The following is a 16,904-nucleotide window of genomic DNA, read 5'->3' as shown; positions in this document are numbered from 1 at the left end:
CACCATGTCTATCAGCATCATGATGCCGAATATCGGCGCCGGCACCAACCAGGGCAAGATCATCCAGTGGCTGAAAGCTCCGGGCGACAACATCAAGGTCGGGGAAATCATCGCGGAAATTGAAACCGACAAGGCGATCGTCGAACTGGAAGCCCTCGATGGTGGCACGCTCGAGACAATCCTAGTCGCCGCCGGTGGGGACGATGTCGCGGTTGGAAGCGTGATTGCGACGCTGCTTGGCACCGCGGAAAATCGCAGTGCACCGCAGCCACACTCTTCATCCGTGGTCCCCGTGAAAGCGGCCCCCACTGCGGACCAGCCCATCCTGAAAGAGGATTCGGGCGGTCAGGTCAGAAGTTCTACGCAGAACCTTCCGCCCCACAGGCCTACCGAATCACTGGCCTCGGTGAGCCCGCATCGGTTCTTTGCCAGCCCGTCAGCCAGGAGGATCGCCCGGGAGCTCCGCGTGGATATTTCAACGGTGACAGGGAGCGGGCCCAACGGACGAATTGTGCGAGCCGACATTGATCGGTCAACGCGAGGAGGCGTCGCACCCGCTGCGACAGGACATTTCGAGGCGAAAGCACCGGAAGTCGGTGTATCGAAGCCAGCATCACGGACGAAACCGCATACCGCCATGCGCAAGGCCATTGCGCGGAGATTGGTTGAATCCAAGCAATCCATTCCGCATTTCTATCTCAAGACAACCTGTGACGTCTCGGCGCTGACCGAGGCCAGACACACGCTTAACGCCAGACTGGCAGGAGCGGGAAAGGGAGAAAAGATATCGGTCAACGACTTGATCGTGCTTGGCGTTTCGCGCGCCCTCTCGAACGTTCCGGAAATGAATGTCCGATGGAGCGATGACGGGATCGAACAACTCGACACCGTCGACATTAGCGTCGCCGTCTCGGTCGATGCCGGCCTGATTACTCCTATCGTGCAAAACGCGAACCTCAAGGGTCTGAGAGAAATCTCCAGAGAAATCCGTTCCCTGGCCGAAGCCGCAAAGAAGGGAAAATTGCAACCGGCTCAATTCACGGGGGGCAGCTTCACGATATCGAATCTCGGAATGTACGGTATCGACGAGTTCGCCGGAATCATCAACCCGCCTCAGTGCGCCATTCTGGCTGTCGGCAGAGTCATGGACCAGATCACCCTTAGCGGAACCACGGTCCAGTCCAGGCCGTCGATGACGATGACCTTGTCCGCTGATCACCGGGTAATCGACGGAGCACTCGGTGCGCGGTTTTTACAGGAGTTGAAACAGCTGATCGAATCGCCCACCACCATGCTGCTATGACCGCCAAAGGGCAACTAGCTACCGAATCCGGGTATTTTCCCGTTAAATGAAGGAGACATTAATGCAAACGAAGAAAACACTACGCGTGGCCATTGCCACCCTCGCAGCCGCACTCATCACCCCAATGGCACTCGCCCAAGGGGAGATCAAGATCGGCTACAACAGCGATATGTCCGCCACCGGCTCGGCCGACTTCGGCGTCTCGGCACTGGCGGGCGCACGCTATGCGGCCAATGAAATCAACGCAGCCGGAGGCGTCCTGGGCAAGAAGCTGGTCATCGTGCCACGGGATGACACAGGAAGCCCGCCCAAGTCCATCCAGAACACCAACGAACTGGTGAATAACGAAGGTGTCGCAGCCATGCTAGGCGGCGTCAACTCCGGCAACATGCTGGCGTGGATGCATATCTCGCAGCAGAAAAAGATACCGACGATCTCCCCTTCGGCAACCGCCAGCGAGATTACCAACCGATATGCGACCGAGCCGGCCAACTACATCTTCCGCGTCTCCATGCGAGACCGTGACCAGATCACGCTGCTGGCCGCCTATGCCGTGAAGGCCAGCAAGGCGAAGAAGGTGGCGATCATTGCTGACACGACCGGGTACGGCCAGCAGGGCGCCAAGGATGCGCTTGAAATTCTTGCAAAGCATGGCGTAGAGCCTGTGGCCTCCGAAAAATTCGGGCCCAAGGACACGGACATGACGTCCCAGCTGAACAAGATCAAGGCTTCGGGGGCGGACACCCTGATCGTCTATGCGCTGGCCGATTCCAATGCACATGTAATGCGCAGCATGGAAAAGCTCAACTACTTCCCGGTGACATTGGCGTCGTGGGCAAACTTGAGCTCGCCTTTCGTGCGGATAGCCGGCCCCGATCTTGCCCAGAAGATGGTCTTTACCGCGTCCATTACCGAGAGTTCGTCCGCCAAGGCGAAAGCACTCTATGACGGAATTCTCGCGAAGGACGGCAAGCTGCCCACATTCGTCTTCGCAGCGCACGCCTACGACTCGGTGAAGATGCTGGCGGCTGCCATGGAGCAGGCGAAAACCACCGACGGCGACAAAGTCCAGGCGGCCCTTGAGAAGTTGCAAAACATTGACGGTGTGGTCAAGACCTATTCGCAGCCCTTCAGCAAGTCGAATCACGAGGCTCTGTCTTATAAGGACTTCCGGCTTGTGCGCTGGGTGAATGGCAAGGTAGTTTCCGTTGACGATGAGATCACGAAGTCCCTGACTCCCGCAGATCTTCGCAATTGAGCAATCCATTTAGCGGTTCCCTGAATCGCCCTCGGCGATGCGCGAGGCTGTGCTGTACCGGTCTTGGCGCAGCACAGCGTCGCTTCATTGCCGACGGGCGCTTTTTTTCGAGGCGAGCAATATTCGCCGATTGATGTAGTGGCGAAAAGTAACAACGGACGGAATCGATATGGTAATTTTGCAGGCGATCCTAAGCGGACTTGCATTGGGCAGCGTGTACGCGCTGGTGGCGTTCGGCTTTAGCCTGACTTACACGACAACCAAGACATTCAATTTTGGCCAGGGTGCGTTTTTGTCGCTGGCGGGCTTGATCGGGGTGAGTGCGATCCTGCTCGTCAGCCAGGGAAAGCTGCTAGGTTTTCCAACCCCAGAAGACGTCACTGCGGGCTCTTATCTCTTTGCCCTTCTTGCCAGCGCGGCAGTGCTTGCCGTGCTGGGCTTCCTGCTTTATCTAGTTGCCATCAAACACTTCGTGGGCGATGGAGGCCTGTCTTGGGTGATGAGTACTATCGGCTTCGGCATCATCATCCAGAACATCGCCCTGATGATCTGGGGCCCTGCACCTATTGCGCTCGGCTCACCGTTCGGCAGTTCGGTCATCAGGGTCTTCGGCGCGGGAATCCGACCGCAGGAAATCCTGGTCTTTGCGGCCACGCTTTCCCTGATGGTTGTCTTTGACTGGATCCTTCATAAAACCCGCATCGGCAAAGCCGTCATGGCCGTTGCATTCAGCAAGAACACGGCCTGCCTGATGGGAATCAACGCCGACGCCATCGCGATTTCCGTCTTCGTCGTCAGTTCCGCATTGGCGGCAATCGCCGGCGTGCTGATCGCCCCTATCGCTACCGCTTCTGTGTTCGTCGGCTCGTCCATTGCCTTGATGGCTTTTTCCGCAGCGATTCTCGGTGGTCTCGAGAATCCGCGTGGTTGCATTCTTGGAGGATTCCTTATCGGGATCCTGGAATTCATGGTCGGCCTTTGGTACTCCAACCTGCGTGAAATCGCAGTGTTTTCACTGATCATCGTCATCCTCTACTTTAAGCCTGCCGGTCTGCTCGGCCGGGTGCATGCGGAGAAAGTATGAGCACCCGTTCAACGATTTCCGCATTGCTGATCACGGGTCTCGTCATCGCCGTAGCCTACTCCGGCGCCAACGAGTTCTACCTGTCGGTTCTCTTCAACATCGGTGTGTACTACATTGCCGCCACGGGTTTCAACATCCTCGTCGGCCAGACCGGCCAGAAGTCCCTCGGGCACGCGGGCCTCTTTGGCGTCGGCGCCTACACGGCTGCGATCCTGACCGTCAACTACCAAGTCGACCCCTGGCTTGCACTGGGGGCCGCCATGTTGTTGTCAGCACTGTTTGGCATATTGATTGCCATCCCCGCCCTTAAAGTCAAGGGGCCGAGTCTGGCCATGGTGACCATCGCCTGTGGGCTACTCATCGAGAAAGTCGCCTCCGAATGGACAGAGGTTTTCCGTGGTCAGGAAGGCTTCAACGGAATCGGCAGCCTTTACATCGGCTCTACAACCTTCGACATCCGCATGTGGGTGGTTATGGCCGCAATTCTTGGGCTCGCCTTGCACATCTCCACAACGCTGCTGCTGAACGGCAGGTTCGGCCGTGGGTTCGCTGCAGTGCGAACCTCCGAAATCGCGGCTGAAAGCGTTGGCATCAGCGTTTACCGGTTCAAGATCCTTGCCTTTGTCCTGAGCGCGGTGACATGCGGCCTGGCTGGCGCCCTGATGGCGCAACAGAACCAGTATTTCAATTCGGACTTCGTCAATTTCAACCTGTCAGTATTCTTCCTCGTCGTCGTTCTTTTCGGCGGAAAGACACCGTTGGGTTCATTCCTAGGCGCCGTGGTCCTGACGCTCGTGGATGCAATGCTGGCGCGATGGCCAGAGGTCCAGCATTTCGCCTATGGCCTATTGCTGCTGTTTGCGCTGTATGCCATGCCCAATGGTTTGGCTGGCTGGCTGGAAAGCCGGTTCCCTAGGCTCTTTGGTCGCCGGACACCACCATCTGACATGCGCGGTGGGGACGAGTCCACCATCCATCTTGAGCCCCGTCAAGCAGCCGGCGGATTGGGTGGGATTCTTCTCGATACAAAGGATTTGCACAAGAGCTTTGGCGGGGTCGTGCCAACCAACAAGGTTTCCATTCAAACACGGCAAGGTTCGATCGTTTCACTGATCGGTCCAAATGGTGCGGGCAAAACCACCACGTTGAATCTCTTGTCCGGACTGATTGCGCCTGATTCCGGAAGCATTGTCTTCGACGGTAAGGAACTCGTCGGCAAGTCGGCCAATGAGATCGCTCGCGCCGGAATAGGCAGGACCTTCCAGAACCTCAAGCTATTCCATGGTCTGTCCGCATTGGAGAACGTCATGGTCGGGTTTTATTCCGTCCAGAAGACAGGCTTTTTTTCCTATGTATTCGGCCTTCCCGGCAGCCTCGCGGAGGAGCGCGCAATCCGGGGGAAGGCCATGCATATCCTCAAGTTTTTCGGCATGAACGAACTTGCAGATTCAGAGGCATCCAGCCTGCCATACGGGTTGCAGCGCCGACTCGAGATCGCTCGAGCGTTTGCAACCAATCCGCAACTGTTGCTGCTGGACGAACCGGCAGCGGGGCTTAACCCTGCGGAGACGGTCGAACTGACGGCGGTTATCAAGAAGTTGAAAGAGCTTGGCCTGTCGATCCTGCTGATTGAGCATCACATGGATTTGGTCATGTCGATCTCCGACCATGTCTTCGTGCTGGACTATGGCGTGCTTATTGCCGAGGGCAGGCCAGCAGATATTCAGGAGAATCCGAAAGTGATTGAAGCCTACCTCGGCCTCCCCTCGGAGCACTCAAAATGACTCGTGTTCTGGACATTCGCAACCTCTCCGTATCCTATGGAACGATTCAGGCCTTGAAGTCCGTCTCGCTGCATGTCGATCAGGGTGAAATCGTCACCATGATCGGCGGCAACGGCGCAGGGAAAAGCACGATGATGCGGGCCATCTCAGGGATTCAGGTATCGAACAGCGGATCCATCGTGTTCGATGGCGCGTCGCTTGACGGCGTCATGCCACACAACCGGGTTAAGATGGGCCTCTGCCATGTGCCGGAAGGACGCCAGGTTTTTCCGAATCAAACGGTTCTGGACAATCTCATGCTGGGTGCCTATGCCCGAAAGCAGTCCGCGGCGGAGCTGGCCCCTGAAATTGAACGCTGCTTCACCATGTTCCCCCTCCTGCAGGAGCGGCGCGAGCAGTATGCAGGCACACTTTCCGGCGGCGAGCAGCAGATGCTGGCGATTTCCCGCGCCCTGATGAGCAAACCGAAGATCCTGATGCTGGACGAGCCGTCGCTGGGCCTTGCCCCACGTATCGTGGCCGACATCTTCAAGATCATTAAAGGATTAAGAGATGGGGGCATGACCATCCTGCTGGTAGAACAGATGGCGAACCAGGCGCTGGCAGTCTCCGACCGTGCATACGTTCTCGAAGTGGGCTCGGTGGTGATGGAAGGTACGGGCAGAGAGCTGCTTGAGGACGACCGCGTGCGGGACATCTATCTGGGCAAGCACAAGAACTAGTCTGCACACGATTCCGGTAGGGCCGGCGTCCCACCCATCCTGGCTGTGCGGCGGTAGCCTGCAGTTGACGTAGAGCGAACAAAACAACGGAGACCCACGGCTTCATGAGTGCCCATCCCCATCGTTTATTTACGCCGAGCTGCCTGGCAAGGTACGACATCGCTTTCCACTTTCCTCGAAGGATTTTTCATGTCTTCCACTAACGTCAAAGAGCAGGATGGGGGTCATACCTGCGACCTGCTTGTGCTCGGCTCAGGCCCAGGCGGTTACAGCGCCGCCTTCCGCGGGGCCGACTTGGGTCTCAAGGTCATTCTGGTGGAGCGCTACGCAACTCTTGGCGGGGTTTGCCTGAATGTGGGCTGCATCCCGTCCAAGGCGCTGCTGCATGTGGCCGGCGTCATGGACGAAGTCCGGCAACTGGCCGATGCGGGGGTAGAGTTCAATGCGCCTAATGTAAACATCGGCAAGCTGCGCAGCCACAAGGACAAAGTCATCGGCAAGCTCACTGGCGGTCTGGCAGCCATGGCTAAATTGCGCAAAGTGACTGTCATTCGCGGACGCGGTTCGTTTGTGGGGCCAAAACAAATTGAAGTGCATGAAACCACCGGCACGGGCCAGGGGGAAACCGGCGTCAAAAAAGTCATAGTCTTCAGGACAGCCATCATTGCTGCCGGCAGCGAGGCTGCGCGCCTTCCTTTCTTGCCCGACGACCCCCGGATAGTGGACTCTACCGGCGCCCTTGCCCTCCAGACGGTTCCCAAGCGGTTGCTTATTCTGGGCGGCGGCATCATCGGCCTAGAGATGGGAACGGTTTATAGCACCCTGGGCGCGCGTCTGGATGTGGTCGAGATGTCTGACAGCCTGATGCTAGGCGCCGACACGGACCTCGTGAAGGTTTGGCAGAAGAAAAATGCGTACCGGTTCGACAACATAAAGCTCAAGACCAAAGCGGTGGGCGCCAGCGCTACGGCCGAAGGCATCAAAGTGAGATTTGAGGACCCAAAAGGTGCCGAATCCGAAGGTATTTACGACCTGGTGTTGCAAGCGGTGGGACGGACACCGAACGGCAAGAAGATCGCTGCTGACAAGGCAGGCGTCACGGTGACAGAGCACGGCTTCATCAATGTTGACATCCAGATGCGCACCAACGTCCCGCATATCTTTGCCATCGGCGATATCGTTGGTCAGCCCATGCTTGCACACAAAGCAGTTCACGAGGCGCACGTGGCGGCTGAGGTCATCGCCGGTGAGCTACAGGGCAACAAGGAACTGGCAGGCAGCGCGTTTAATGCCCGGGTGATCCCGAGCGTGGCCTACACCGATCCCGAAGTAGCCTGGGTAGGCCTGACCGAAGACCAGGCCAGGGCACGGGGGATCAAGGTTAGGAAGGGGCTGTTCCCCTGGGCCGCCTCGGGTCGCGCCATTGCCAACAGCCGCGACGAAGGCGTCACCAAGCTGCTTTTTGACGACAGCCCTGAAGCGCACGGGCACGGCAGGATTTTGGGCGGCGGCATAGTCGGTACAAACGCCGGAGACATCATTGGAGAAGTGGCGCTGGCCATCGAGATGGGAGCCAATGCTGTGGACATCGGCAAAACCATTCACCCTCACCCGACACTGGGCGAGTCGATTGGCATGGCCGCGGAAGTCGCGCATAGCTCATGCACTGACTTGCCACCTACCCGCCGTTAAGACATTCCCGGTGAAGAAGATGATCGCCACACTTGAGAGGGAACCACGCATCTTCAAGCGAAAAGTGAGCTTTGATGGAAAACTTGCTGGAGTTCGAGCGCTACGCGTCGGTGTCTGGCTTCGGGGACACCGGGCCGTATCGCCTGCGGCGATCGCCCGTGCGCTGATGGCGCGCCCCAAGCTGCTGCTGCTAGACGAGCCGTCGCTAGGACTCGCGCCCTTGGTGGTGAAGGAGATCTTCGGCGTCATCCGCAGCCTGACGGCGCGCGGCGTCACGATTCTCCTCGTGGAGCAGATGGCCAACCAAGCCCTGGCGGTGGCCGAGCGTGGGTACGTACTGGAAACAGGGCGCATCACGATGCAAGGTCGCTGCGCCGACCTTCGCCGCGATCCGAGGATCCGCGCGGCCTACTTGGGGGAGCATTGAAATGCAGACACGCTACAAGGGCGAATCTGAGACCTTCGACTACGTCATCGTCGGCGGAGGCGCGGCAGGTGCCATCTTGGCCAACCGTCTCACCGAGGACGGCCAAACGACGGTGTGCCTGCTCGAGGCTGGCTCCGCCGACTGGCATCCATTTCTCCACATTCCCGCCGGCTTCATTAAGGTCCTTTTCGACCCGGCCTGGACTTGGCAGTTTTCCTCCGAACCCACTGCGTTGACAAATGGACGCCGTGTTCCGCTGCCGCAGGGACGCACGCTTGGCGGCTCGACCTCAATCAACGGCTTGGTCTACAACCGCGGCCAACGCGAGGACTTCGACGACTGGGCGGCACTCGGCAACCGCGGCTGGAGCTACGCAGAGGTGCTGCCCTACTTCAAACGCAACGAACGTCGATTTGGTTCCGGCGACGACCGCTATCGTGGCCGCGCGGGTCCCCTGCCGATCAGCGACATCGATTGGATCCATCCCCTTTGCGAACAATTTATCGCCGGTGCGCAAAGCCTCGGTATGCCGCGCAATCCCGACTACAACGGGGAGACGCAGGAAGGTGTCGGCTACTACCAGCGCACGATCGCCGGACGCTGGCGCATGAGCACCTCGCGCACTTATCTGTGGCCGGCGCGCAGCCGCGGCAACCTGAGCATTCGCACCAACGCGCGCGCGATCTCGGTGGAGTTCGACGGCAAGCGTGCGAGCGGCGTTAGGTATGTCCGCGGCACGCAGCTTGAAAGCGCGAAAGTGGTGTCGGCCCGTCGCGAGGTGCTGCTGTGCGGTGGCGCCATCAACACGCCGAAACTGCTGCAGCAGTCGGGCGTTGGCCCGGCTGAACTTTTGCGCCGCATCGGCGTCCCCGTGCTCCACGATCTGGGCGGCGTCGGCGCAAACTTGCGCGATCACTTCTCCGTGCGGCTTGTCGCCGGCGTGAAAGGCGCGACGACGATGAACGAGTTGTCGCGCGCCCCGCGGTTATGGGCGCAGATTGCCCGTTGGATGGTCGGGCGGCCGAACATCCTTGCGTTGAGCCCGTCGTTGGTCCATTGGTTCTGGCACTCTCGGCCGGGACTGGTGCGTCCCGACCTGCAAGGCGTATTTGCGCCGGCGAGCTATCGGGAGGGCTACGTCGGCATGCTCGACGTGTACCCGGGCATGACCTGCGGCGTCTGGCAACATCGGCCGCACAGCGCCGGCTATGTTGAGGCGCGATCCGCCGACCCGTTCACCGACCCGCTCATCCAGCCCAACTACCTTGAGGACGAGCGCGATCGCGAAGTGCTGCTCGGTGGCATGCGGATCGCCCGCCGTCTGCTGCAGACGCCCGAGCTGGAGCGCTTCGCGCTCGCCGAATCGCTGCCCGGCGCCGAAGTTCGCAGCGACGATGAACTGCTGGACTTCGCGCGTCGATTTGGCGTGTCCTCCTATCACCTCAACGGCACAGCGCGCATGGGGCCAGCCAACGATGCCGGGGCTGTCGTCGACGACCAATTGCGAGTACACGGCATGCAAGGCCTTCGCGTTGTCGATGCCTCCGTGATGCCGACCATCCCGTCGGCCAATACCTGCGCAGCCGCCATGATGATCGGCGAAAAGGCGGCCGACATGATCCGCGCGTGGACTCCGCTTCCCCCCGCTGCCCTCTAACCCGACTCGATCGCCGCAGCACACTGCGGCAAACCGGTTTTGTCGCGATAGTGGCGCCAGGCCGAAAGAAGTGGCGTCGCCGGCCTAGTGATCAAACAGCGAGGCTGTAGAACAGCTGTGCTGCGGACATAGTTGATCCCTCGGGACAGTTCATCTGCCCCTTGCGGATCATGTGCATGGTTTCGATACCTCCAATGATGATTCGCGCACTCACATGATCCGTAAAGGTCAGCTCCTGCTGCAAGGCTGCATCAAGCTGTCTTTTGCTGACCAGTTTTATGCATTGGCAGGACAAATCCGTCCCGTTTGAGGAGCTGGCATCCGTTCCTACTCAAAACACGTTCATCAGCCGGCAACGCGACAGAACCTTGGCGAGTCGGGCCAGCCCAAGACGGCGGCCCACGCCAGCAGCCGGCGCAGTCTGCGGCAAAGCACCGCGGATACGGCCGAAGCCGCGGTCCGCGCGCAGCGCTACGGTTACGGCAGTCCGTTTTGGAAGGCCATCCAGTCGGCGCACCGGCCCCACCAGCCGCACTTTGGCGTACTGATCGCGACCTGCGAAAAGGCCGATGCCCGGCCTTCGGCCGATGGTGTGCTGCTTTACACCCACGACGGCGTGCAGGAAGTGGCGCTGCCTGCCGGACAGAGCGTGCCCGGCTACGGCGACGTCCTCGATGAAATGGTCGCCGCAGTCCAAGGCCAGGCCGCGGCCGTGCATGATGGGCGCTGGGGGCGCGACACCCTGGCGGTCTGCCTGGCGATCCTGCAATCGGCAAGGGAAGGCCGCGAAATTTTCCTGCCTGCCGCGTAGCGTGGCGCTGCCGGGGCGCGGAGATCAAGGCCTTCCCACTCGAGTAGGGGCATGATGTGTATCATTTTGACCCGTATCCCGGCACGGCCCCCTAAACGGCGGTCGCGGGCTGCTGCTCCATAAACTCAAAAAGACTATGCCCTTTTGAAGTCAGGTATTCGACAACCATGAAAGCAGCGTGTGGCTTGCTCCAACCCTTTTTTGCGCACACGCCTTGCATATACAGGCTGTCTACAGTCCGTCTAATTATTTGGGCTTTGCGTTTTCATGGTGCTTTTTTCCTTTCAGGCAATTAAAGTCATGCCAGCGTGCTTTGATGCGCCAACATCAAAAGTCATGGTTTGGGCGCAACCAGCACCCGTTGCAGACCTTTCGATCAAACAGTCTGCAAAGTCGGCCTTACCTTCACCAAAGACTCGCAGGGCACGCATTACCTGATCCGCACGCTCTACCAAAAATTGTTTGGTCCGAAGAATCGCCTCCAACGCTTGGCCAACTTGCTCCCCTGTCAACTCGTAGCAGGAGGTCAACACCCAGTACAACTCGATCACGGACACCATGGTGATGTATCCGGGGTTGTCACCGTCCAGAGACTCAATCAACTTGGTCGCCTTGGGCGAATTCTTGGGGTCGTCCTGCATGATGTAGCGAACGAGGACATTCGTATCGAGGCCGATCATCGTGCCGCCGCCCCGCGCTGTGCGATGGCCGCGTTCATGGCTTCAATGGAAACGGTCTTCTTGGCTGGGCCAAACATCCCCTTGAGCGCCGTTACTTCGCTGGTAGCCGCCACGAACTCGTAGCGGCCGGGCGCGATTTGAACAAACTCAACGCGATCACCAGCATCAACCTTGAGGTCATTGCGGACCTCTACTGGGATTGTGATCTGGCCTTTGGATGTGAGGGTTGCGGTTGACATGATTAAATCCTTTTTCCTTACTTTACTGTAAGGCGCTCGAATTGTCAAGGGTGAATTGACTCAAATCGCCCGAGCAACTATGTCAGCCAGCCTTACAGATAGTGTGCACGATGAAGATCATGCACACCATGGCGAGCGAAGCTCACGCCAATCGGCCCAAGAGACGCGTTTACAGCACAGAGATCAAGACCCGGATCGCGCAGGAGTGCCGCCAACCCGGAGCGTCCGTGGCCGGCGTGGCCCTGGCCCACGGCATCAACGCCAACATCGTGCACCGTTGGGCGTGTGCGGGGTGCAGTTGCAGCCGCTGGTCGATGCCTTGAAGGACGAGATTCTCAGCCACGCGGTGCTTCATGCTGACGAGACGCCGGTGGCCATGCTTCAGCCCGGCCATAAGAAAACACATAGGGCCTATGGGACGCCGGGCTGGTTGTTCGCAGGCAGTGAACTGGCCGGCCAACGTGCTGCCGTCGTGATGAGCTTGCTGCAGTCAGCAAAGCTGCGGGATCACACGAAAGCCGCTCGGGCGCGGATGAGATCCGCAGGCGCGCGTTTCTGGCCATGGCCAACGAAGCGGCGTTGCTGCTCGCCGAAGGCGTTGCCCGGCGGGCCAGCGATGTCGACGTGGTGCTCGTGCAGAGTTACGGATTTCCGCGCTGGGAAGGATGCCCCATGTTCTGGGCGCGAAATCAGAATCGCGACCGGATGAACGCTGACTTGAAGCAGATCGCCGCAGAAGCTGGGCACGGCTTTGTCATGGCCGATTTGGATGCGATATTGGACGCGCCCAACCATTGAACAATCAGGCTTACACTCGCCGCCAACTCCCAAGAAGCACGCAAGCGGTTGAGGACAGCATCGCCATTGCGAAAAACGAGATATCGAACGAGCCGCCGCGCAGGTCGCGCAATGCGCCGACGATCCACGTACCGCAGCCAGCGCCGAGGAAGCCAAGCAGGTAGAACTCGGCGAGCCTGCGGCCGGCCTCTTGCGCGGGAAACATGGAGCGCACGAGCGAACCATAGGCGGGCAAGTACCCGCCGAACCCCAGCCCTACACAAAGCAGCCCGACAACGAGTTGCCATGGAGCCGAGGAGCACACCACAACCCAGATCCCGACGGCATGCAACAGCGAGGTGGCCATCATCACCTTGTAGGTACCGCCACGCGCCAGCTTGAGCCCCACCCCCAGCCTTGAAAAGAGCGTGATGCCAAATAGCGCCGCCATCAGGGATCCCGCCGCTGCCGGGCCGAAGCCGACATGCTCCCCATAACTCACCATGTGCCCCGCAACGCCGAAGTTGGCGGTGTTCGAGCAGAACAGGGCAGCAGCGAGCAAGGACGTTTTTCGGTTGGCGCCTCGCGCGGATGTCGACGACGGCTCGAGCCGCGGCCCCCCCTCGTGCGACGGTTGCCGGGCCGCATAGAGGCAAGCCGCCGCGAGCATGCCCACGGAGCAGATCACCCCGTAGCCCTGCAACGCGCTTCGCCACCCATAGGTTTCAGCCGCCACCCGAAGCAGAGGCGGCACAAGCAGGCCGCCCACGCTCTGCCCGCTGAGTGCGATCGCCACTGCCAGCGCTCGATGCCGATCGAACCAATGCGTTACAGCAGCGGCCAGGGGGCTGAAGAAAGCCCCCTGCCCCACCCCGCCCACAAGGAGCGCGAACGGAATGATCATCTGCCACAGCGTCTCAGCCTTGCTGACGAGAACTAGGCCCGAGCCGGTCGCCAGCGATCCAGCTACTGCGATGAGGAAGAAGCCGCGGCGATCCAGCAACCGGCCAAGGACGACAGAGCCTAGACCTGCCCCGACCATCGAAAATGCATGGACAAGGGCCACACGGCTATGGCTCCAACCGAAGTCCCGGGCAATAGGCTCGAACAGGATGGGGATCGATGTCACGGCTCCGAAGCTGAGAGACGCCATGACGAGAGTTGCCGCGGCCACGGCCCAGCTGTAGGCGGAGTCGGAACTCCGGGAGCGGACTGGTAAAGGCAGCGCTCTTGTCATCGATTACTGACCGCGTGCAGGTTCGTCCCTGGACTCGACATCCAGGCTTAATACGTCAACCCCATCGCCTGCGGCAAGGCGGTCGAGATCGAGGGGATGAAGATGATCAGCGCCAGCCCGACCAGCAACAGCAGCAGGAACGGCAACAAGGGCCTGATCATCTGCTCCATCTTGACCTTGCCCACGCTGCACGCGACCATCACCGCCAATCCCGTAGGGGGCACGAACAGCCCGATGCCCGATGCCAGCACGACGACCGTGAGCCAATGCACCATGTCGATTCCCAGAGAGCGCACCACAGGCAGCAAGATGGGAACGAAGATGAGAACGGCCGGCGCGCCTTCGAGTACCGCGCCGATGAACACGAAAATCAGCGCGGTGATGACAAGCACACCCCAGGCCGGGATCTCGTTAACTCTGATCCACGACGCGATGGCCCCCGGTACGCCCTGCGTGGCTAGCAGGTATCCGAAGATCATCGCGAATCCGATCAGCATCGTGATCACTCCGGTGGCGACGCAAGTCTCCACGAGCGCGGTGTAGATACGCTTCCAGCTGAGTCGCCGGTAGATCAGTCCGCCGACGGCCATCGAATAGAGCACTGCGATCGCGGCCATCTCCGTGACCGTCGCCACGCCCGCGCGAATGCCCCCGAAGATGAGCACGGGCACGCCCAGCGCGAGCAGCGCATCGACTAAGCCCTTGAGAACTTCCCGCAGGGACGACTTTCGGCCGGCGGGCATATCGGCCCGGCGCGCCTGGATGTGGACGAACGAGAGCATCATGACGCCGAGCACGACGGCGGGCAGGATGCCTCCCGCGAACACCGCCACGACGGAAGTGTTGGCCACCGCGGCGACGATAACCATCAGGATGCAGGGCGGGATGAGAATAGCGAACGCGCATGAAGCACCGATGACCGAGAGGCTGTACGGCCGCGGGTAACCTTCCTCCTCCAGCGGCCTCAGCATCATGGCGGACATCGCCGAAACGTCGGCGACCGTGGAGCCGGAGATGCCGGATTGCAGCATGGTGGAGCCGACCACAACCATGGGCAGGCCGCCACGGAAGCGCCCGAGCAAGGTGTACGCGAAGCGAACGAGCTTCTCGGAAATACCCCCCTGCTCCATCACTGTCCCCGCAAAAATGAAGAGCGGGATCGAGAGAAGGACGAAGGAGTCGACGCCCATCATGGTTCGGTGCACGATGAGATTGAAGGGAAGTTCCGATTGATAGAGAAGTGCCCCCAGGGAAGAGATCCCCATGGCGAAGCTGATCGGGAGGCCTAACATCACGAGGGCGACGAAGGCGGCAGAGAGGATGAGGATGGTCATGATACGCGCCTCACTCGATCAGCATGGTTTCGTTGGAGATTGCATGGGACGGCGGCATACGGGCCTGTAGCGAGTCGATGAGGTTGGCGACGCTGTAAATGACCATCAGCACGCCCGCTGCCAGGGCACTGGCGTAGAGCCACGCGATGGTGACGTCAAGCGCAGGCAGACGCTGCATGAGCGAGAAGCCCACCGTCACCCAGCTTTGCCACGTGAAGAAAACCGAGAACGCGAGGATCAGGATGTCCTGCGCGATGGCGACGGCCCGCTGGCCCTTCGCATTGAGCTTGCACACCAGCCAGTCCACACCGACGTTGGCCCGATGGCGCACCGCGATCGCGAAACCCACGAGAACCATCCAGGCGAACAGCAGCCGCGCAAACTCGTCCGACCATGTGAGGCCCAGGTCCATCGCATAGCGGCTGAAAACCGAGATCACCAGGAAAATCACCAGCAGTGCCAGCACCGCGGCGCACAGGGCTTCGGGGATCAGCAGCGCCAGCTTCCAGAACGAGTACCTGTTGGGCCTCGCGGAAACCACCGGGTCGGGCATCTGGACGTTGTCGGGATGGGGCATTTCCATGTCGCATTTCTATTGGTGAGCGGGACCGCGTGTGCGGTCCCGCAGGAGTCATACGAATTCGCGAATCAGCCTTTGGATTGGCTATCCAGCACCATCTTGAGCAGGTCCTTGTCCACCTTGCCGTCGAAGTCCTTCCAGATCGAGCGGCCGGTGGAGCGCCATTGCTGCATCTCCTGCTCCGTCGGCGTGTACGTCTGCACCCCCAGGGATGCGGCATAGGCACGCGCCTTTTCGGACATGCCCTCATCGAGCTGGTTGCCGTAGGCCTCGGCCTCCGTCGCCGCTTCCAGCACCGCTTTCTGGATGTTGGCCGGTAGCTTGTCGAAACGGTCCTTGCGCATGGCGAGCGTCTGCACGCCGATGACCGCGCGGTTACGGGTCGAATGCTTGAGGACTTCGTAGTGCTTTGCCGTGGCCAGCCAGGTCGGCATCACGAATTCGCCGTCCACGACGCCGGAGCTCAGCGCGTTGTAGACCTCGGCCCAGTCGATGGCGGTCGGAATCGCGCCCCAGGTGCGGAACATGGCGATTTCCACCGGCGATGCCGTGGTGCGGAACTTCAACCCATTCAGGTCCGCAGGCGTACGAATGGGCCGCTTCGTGTTGACGACGTCCCGGAAGCCGCCGTTGTCGAGGATCATGAGCAGCTTGAACCCGTCCTTATCGAACCGTTTGCGGATTTCCTGTCCGATCTGACCATGCATCATGCGCTTAAAGGCCTGCTCGTCATTGATGACGTAAGGCAGGTCCATGAACATGAGCGTGCGCGTGAACGCCGCCCAGTTCGCGTTGGAGGCTCCGCCGAAATCGACCGCGCCATTGACAATCGCCTCCAGCGATGTGCGTTCGTTGTAGAGCGAACCAGCAAGGTGGACCTCTACCTTGGCGGCCTTGCCGCTCTTCTGCTCGACGAGCTGGCCGAATTTCTGCAGGGCCTGGCCGATGGCTTGGTCGGCCGTGGCACCGTGCGCGAGCTTGAGCGTGGTGACGTTCTGGGCCAGGGCGCCGGCAGTCCCACCCATGGCAAACCCGGCCGCGGTCGCGACCGTCAAGAGAAATTTCAGGAGTTGAGCTTTCATGTTTCGCCTTTAATCTACAAGAATTGAAGAATTTCGACTGAGGCCGACCAGAGTCACGTCACCAGGACGTTGGATGAATAATATATATGTTTAACCCGCTTGTGATTAGTGGAAACCCCAGCTTCAATTTCGGCTTTTTGACCTGCACGAGGCTTGGCCGTCACTAATGAACTACATCTAGCAGGCTGCTGAAATACTCCCCGCGCCAGCGCGCCGCCGCTCTGACGGCAAGGGGTT

General features: G+C 60.0%; 16 protein-coding genes and 3 pseudogenes. 12 read left to right on the top strand and 7 right to left on the bottom strand.

The genetic code is table 11. From position 1 onward, the window contains the following. The first annotated feature begins 4 nt into the window (after nucleotides 1-4). The 8 genes and pseudogenes from B7X65_RS00440 (at nucleotide 5) to B7X65_RS00405 (ending at nucleotide 9,927) form a co-directional block, all read left to right on the top strand. Entirely contained in the window at nucleotides 5-1,303 is a 1,299-nt protein-coding gene (locus tag B7X65_RS00440) for a dihydrolipoamide acetyltransferase family protein (RefSeq protein ID WP_293592025.1), read from the top strand. A 61-nt stretch (nucleotides 1,304-1,364) separates the two neighbouring features. Continuing rightward, nucleotides 1,365-2,561 (top strand): ABC transporter substrate-binding protein, encoded by a 1,197-nt coding sequence (locus B7X65_RS00435; protein ID WP_293592024.1) that lies wholly within the window; start codon nucleotides 1,365-1,367, stop codon nucleotides 2,559-2,561. Nucleotides 2,562-2,730: 169 nt separating this feature from the next. Continuing rightward, a complete protein-coding gene (locus B7X65_RS00430; protein WP_293592023.1) occupies nucleotides 2,731-3,645 on the top strand; it encodes a branched-chain amino acid ABC transporter permease in 915 nt (304 codons plus the stop codon). Then, nucleotides 3,642-5,429, top strand: coding sequence for a branched-chain amino acid ABC transporter ATP-binding protein/permease (locus B7X65_RS00425; RefSeq protein ID WP_293592022.1), 1,788 nt, complete (start codon nucleotides 3,642-3,644; stop codon nucleotides 5,427-5,429). Before B7X65_RS00430 ends, B7X65_RS00425 begins: the two co-directional genes overlap by 4 nt. Continuing rightward, nucleotides 5,426-6,151: an ABC transporter ATP-binding protein gene (locus tag B7X65_RS00420; protein WP_293592021.1), complete on the top strand. Its 726-nt coding sequence runs from the start codon at nucleotides 5,426-5,428 to the stop codon at nucleotides 6,149-6,151. The genes B7X65_RS00425 and B7X65_RS00420 overlap by 4 nt, the downstream gene beginning before the upstream one ends. A gap of 189 nt (nucleotides 6,152-6,340) precedes the next feature. Further along, on the top strand, nucleotides 6,341-7,843 hold the full coding sequence (gene lpdA / locus B7X65_RS00415; RefSeq protein WP_293592020.1) for a dihydrolipoyl dehydrogenase: 1,503 nt from the start codon (nucleotides 6,341-6,343) through the stop codon (nucleotides 7,841-7,843). A gap of 148 nt (nucleotides 7,844-7,991) precedes the next feature. After that, nucleotides 7,992-8,270: pseudogene (locus tag B7X65_RS00410) on the top strand (ABC transporter ATP-binding protein); the annotation flags it as partial. Between the two features lies 1 nt (nucleotide 8,271). Then, nucleotides 8,272-9,927 (top strand): GMC family oxidoreductase N-terminal domain-containing protein, encoded by a 1,656-nt coding sequence (locus B7X65_RS00405; protein WP_293592019.1) that lies wholly within the window; start codon nucleotides 8,272-8,274, stop codon nucleotides 9,925-9,927. A gap of 91 nt (nucleotides 9,928-10,018) precedes the next feature. On the opposite strand, the pseudogene B7X65_RS00400 reads toward B7X65_RS00405, so the two are convergent. Continuing rightward, nucleotides 10,019-10,138 (bottom strand): annotated as a pseudogene (locus B7X65_RS00400) (IS6 family transposase); the annotation flags it as partial. Nucleotides 10,139-10,519: 381 nt separating this feature from the next. On the opposite strand from B7X65_RS00400, the gene B7X65_RS00395 reads away from it, so the two are divergent. Next, nucleotides 10,520-10,738 carry a hypothetical protein gene (locus B7X65_RS00395; protein WP_293592018.1) on the top strand — a complete coding sequence of 73 codons (219 nt, stop codon included), beginning with the start codon at nucleotides 10,520-10,522 and terminating at the stop codon, nucleotides 10,736-10,738. Between the two features lie 284 nt (nucleotides 10,739-11,022). On the opposite strand, the gene B7X65_RS00390 is transcribed toward B7X65_RS00395, so the two are convergent. Together B7X65_RS00390 and B7X65_RS00385 are read right to left on the bottom strand one after the other, a co-directional pair. Continuing rightward, nucleotides 11,023-11,418, bottom strand: coding sequence for a PIN domain-containing protein (locus B7X65_RS00390; RefSeq protein WP_293592017.1), 396 nt, complete (start codon nucleotides 11,416-11,418; stop codon nucleotides 11,023-11,025). Continuing rightward, nucleotides 11,415-11,657, bottom strand: a complete 243-nt coding sequence (locus B7X65_RS00385) for an AbrB/MazE/SpoVT family DNA-binding domain-containing protein (protein WP_293592016.1) — start codon at nucleotides 11,655-11,657, stop codon at nucleotides 11,415-11,417. Before B7X65_RS00385 ends, B7X65_RS00390 begins: the two co-directional genes overlap by 4 nt. Before the next feature lie 110 nt (nucleotides 11,658-11,767). Between B7X65_RS00385 and B7X65_RS00380 the strand changes: the two genes are divergently transcribed. The 3 genes and pseudogenes from B7X65_RS00380 (at nucleotide 11,768) to B7X65_RS00370 (ending at nucleotide 12,455) form a co-directional block, all read left to right on the top strand. After that, nucleotides 11,768-11,980 carry a transposase gene (locus tag B7X65_RS00380; protein WP_366928900.1) on the top strand — a complete coding sequence of 71 codons (213 nt, stop codon included), beginning with the start codon at nucleotides 11,768-11,770 and terminating at the stop codon, nucleotides 11,978-11,980. Further along, nucleotides 11,935-12,072: pseudogene (locus B7X65_RS00375) on the top strand (transposase); the annotation flags it as partial. The gene B7X65_RS00380 and the pseudogene B7X65_RS00375, both read left to right, overlap by 46 nt. Before the next feature lie 146 nt (nucleotides 12,073-12,218). Then, a complete protein-coding gene (locus tag B7X65_RS00370; protein ID WP_293592455.1) occupies nucleotides 12,219-12,455 on the top strand; it encodes a hypothetical protein in 237 nt (78 codons plus the stop codon). A 10-nt stretch (nucleotides 12,456-12,465) separates the two neighbouring features. Here the strand turns inward: B7X65_RS00370 and B7X65_RS00365 are convergent, their stop codons facing one another. The 4 genes from B7X65_RS00365 to B7X65_RS00350 all read right to left on the bottom strand — a co-directional run bounded on the left by B7X65_RS00365 (nucleotide 12,466) and on the right by B7X65_RS00350 (nucleotide 16,667). Further along, on the bottom strand, nucleotides 12,466-13,587 hold the full coding sequence (locus tag B7X65_RS00365) for an MFS transporter (protein ID WP_293592015.1): 1,122 nt from the start codon (nucleotides 13,585-13,587) through the stop codon (nucleotides 12,466-12,468). A gap of 131 nt (nucleotides 13,588-13,718) precedes the next feature. Next, nucleotides 13,719-15,005 carry a TRAP transporter large permease gene (locus B7X65_RS00360; RefSeq protein WP_293592014.1) on the bottom strand — a complete coding sequence of 429 codons (1,287 nt, stop codon included), beginning with the start codon at nucleotides 15,003-15,005 and terminating at the stop codon, nucleotides 13,719-13,721. Nucleotides 15,006-15,015: 10 nt separating this feature from the next. Beyond that, the gene (locus B7X65_RS00355; RefSeq protein ID WP_293592013.1) at nucleotides 15,016-15,588 is read right to left on the bottom strand and encodes a TRAP transporter small permease; all 573 of its coding nucleotides are present in this window, start codon (nucleotides 15,586-15,588) and stop codon (nucleotides 15,016-15,018) included. Between the two features lie 65 nt (nucleotides 15,589-15,653). After that, on the bottom strand, nucleotides 15,654-16,667 hold the full coding sequence (locus tag B7X65_RS00350; protein ID WP_293592012.1) for a TRAP transporter substrate-binding protein: 1,014 nt from the start codon (nucleotides 16,665-16,667) through the stop codon (nucleotides 15,654-15,656). Nucleotides 16,668-16,904 lie beyond the last annotated feature (237 nt).

This window comes from Polaromonas sp. 39-63-25 (assembly GCF_002278925.1).
GTDB lineage: Bacteria > Pseudomonadota > Gammaproteobacteria > Burkholderiales > Burkholderiaceae_C > Polaromonas.
The sequence above is the reverse complement of the archived record's forward strand: the minus strand, read 5'-3'. Positions and strand labels throughout refer to the sequence as shown.

What these genes read in the sequence shown, in the direction of transcription:
- lpdA (WP_293592020.1), top strand. Translation starts at nt 6,341, where the DNA reads ATGTCTTCCACTAACGTCAAAGAGCAGGATGGGGGTCATACCTGCGAC.
- B7X65_RS00435 (WP_293592024.1), top strand. Translation starts at nt 1,365, where the DNA reads ATGCAAACGAAGAAAACACTACGCGTGGCCATTGCCACCCTCGCAGCC.
- B7X65_RS00405 (WP_293592019.1), top strand. Translation starts at nt 8,272, where the DNA reads ATGCAGACACGCTACAAGGGCGAATCTGAGACCTTCGACTACGTCATC.
- B7X65_RS00355 (WP_293592013.1), bottom strand. Translation starts at nt 15,588, where the DNA reads ATGGAAATGCCCCATCCCGACAACGTCCAGATGCCCGACCCGGTGGTT.
- B7X65_RS00390 (WP_293592017.1), bottom strand. Translation starts at nt 11,418, where the DNA reads ATGATCGGCCTCGATACGAATGTCCTCGTTCGCTACATCATGCAGGAC.
- B7X65_RS00425 (WP_293592022.1), top strand. Translation starts at nt 3,642, where the DNA reads ATGAGCACCCGTTCAACGATTTCCGCATTGCTGATCACGGGTCTCGTC.
- B7X65_RS00440 (WP_293592025.1), top strand. Translation starts at nt 5, where the DNA reads ATGTCTATCAGCATCATGATGCCGAATATCGGCGCCGGCACCAACCAG.
- B7X65_RS00420 (WP_293592021.1), top strand. Translation starts at nt 5,426, where the DNA reads ATGACTCGTGTTCTGGACATTCGCAACCTCTCCGTATCCTATGGAACG.
- B7X65_RS00365 (WP_293592015.1), bottom strand. Translation starts at nt 13,587, where the DNA reads ATGGCGTCTCTCAGCTTCGGAGCCGTGACATCGATCCCCATCCTGTTC.
- B7X65_RS00370 (WP_293592455.1), top strand. Translation starts at nt 12,219, where the DNA reads ATGGCCAACGAAGCGGCGTTGCTGCTCGCCGAAGGCGTTGCCCGGCGG.
- B7X65_RS00360 (WP_293592014.1), bottom strand. Translation starts at nt 15,005, where the DNA reads ATGACCATCCTCATCCTCTCTGCCGCCTTCGTCGCCCTCGTGATGTTA.
- B7X65_RS00380 (WP_366928900.1), top strand. Translation starts at nt 11,768, where the DNA reads ATGAAGATCATGCACACCATGGCGAGCGAAGCTCACGCCAATCGGCCC.
- B7X65_RS00350 (WP_293592012.1), bottom strand. Translation starts at nt 16,667, where the DNA reads ATGAAAGCTCAACTCCTGAAATTTCTCTTGACGGTCGCGACCGCGGCC.
- B7X65_RS00430 (WP_293592023.1), top strand. Translation starts at nt 2,731, where the DNA reads ATGGTAATTTTGCAGGCGATCCTAAGCGGACTTGCATTGGGCAGCGTG.
- B7X65_RS00385 (WP_293592016.1), bottom strand. Translation starts at nt 11,657, where the DNA reads ATGTCAACCGCAACCCTCACATCCAAAGGCCAGATCACAATCCCAGTA.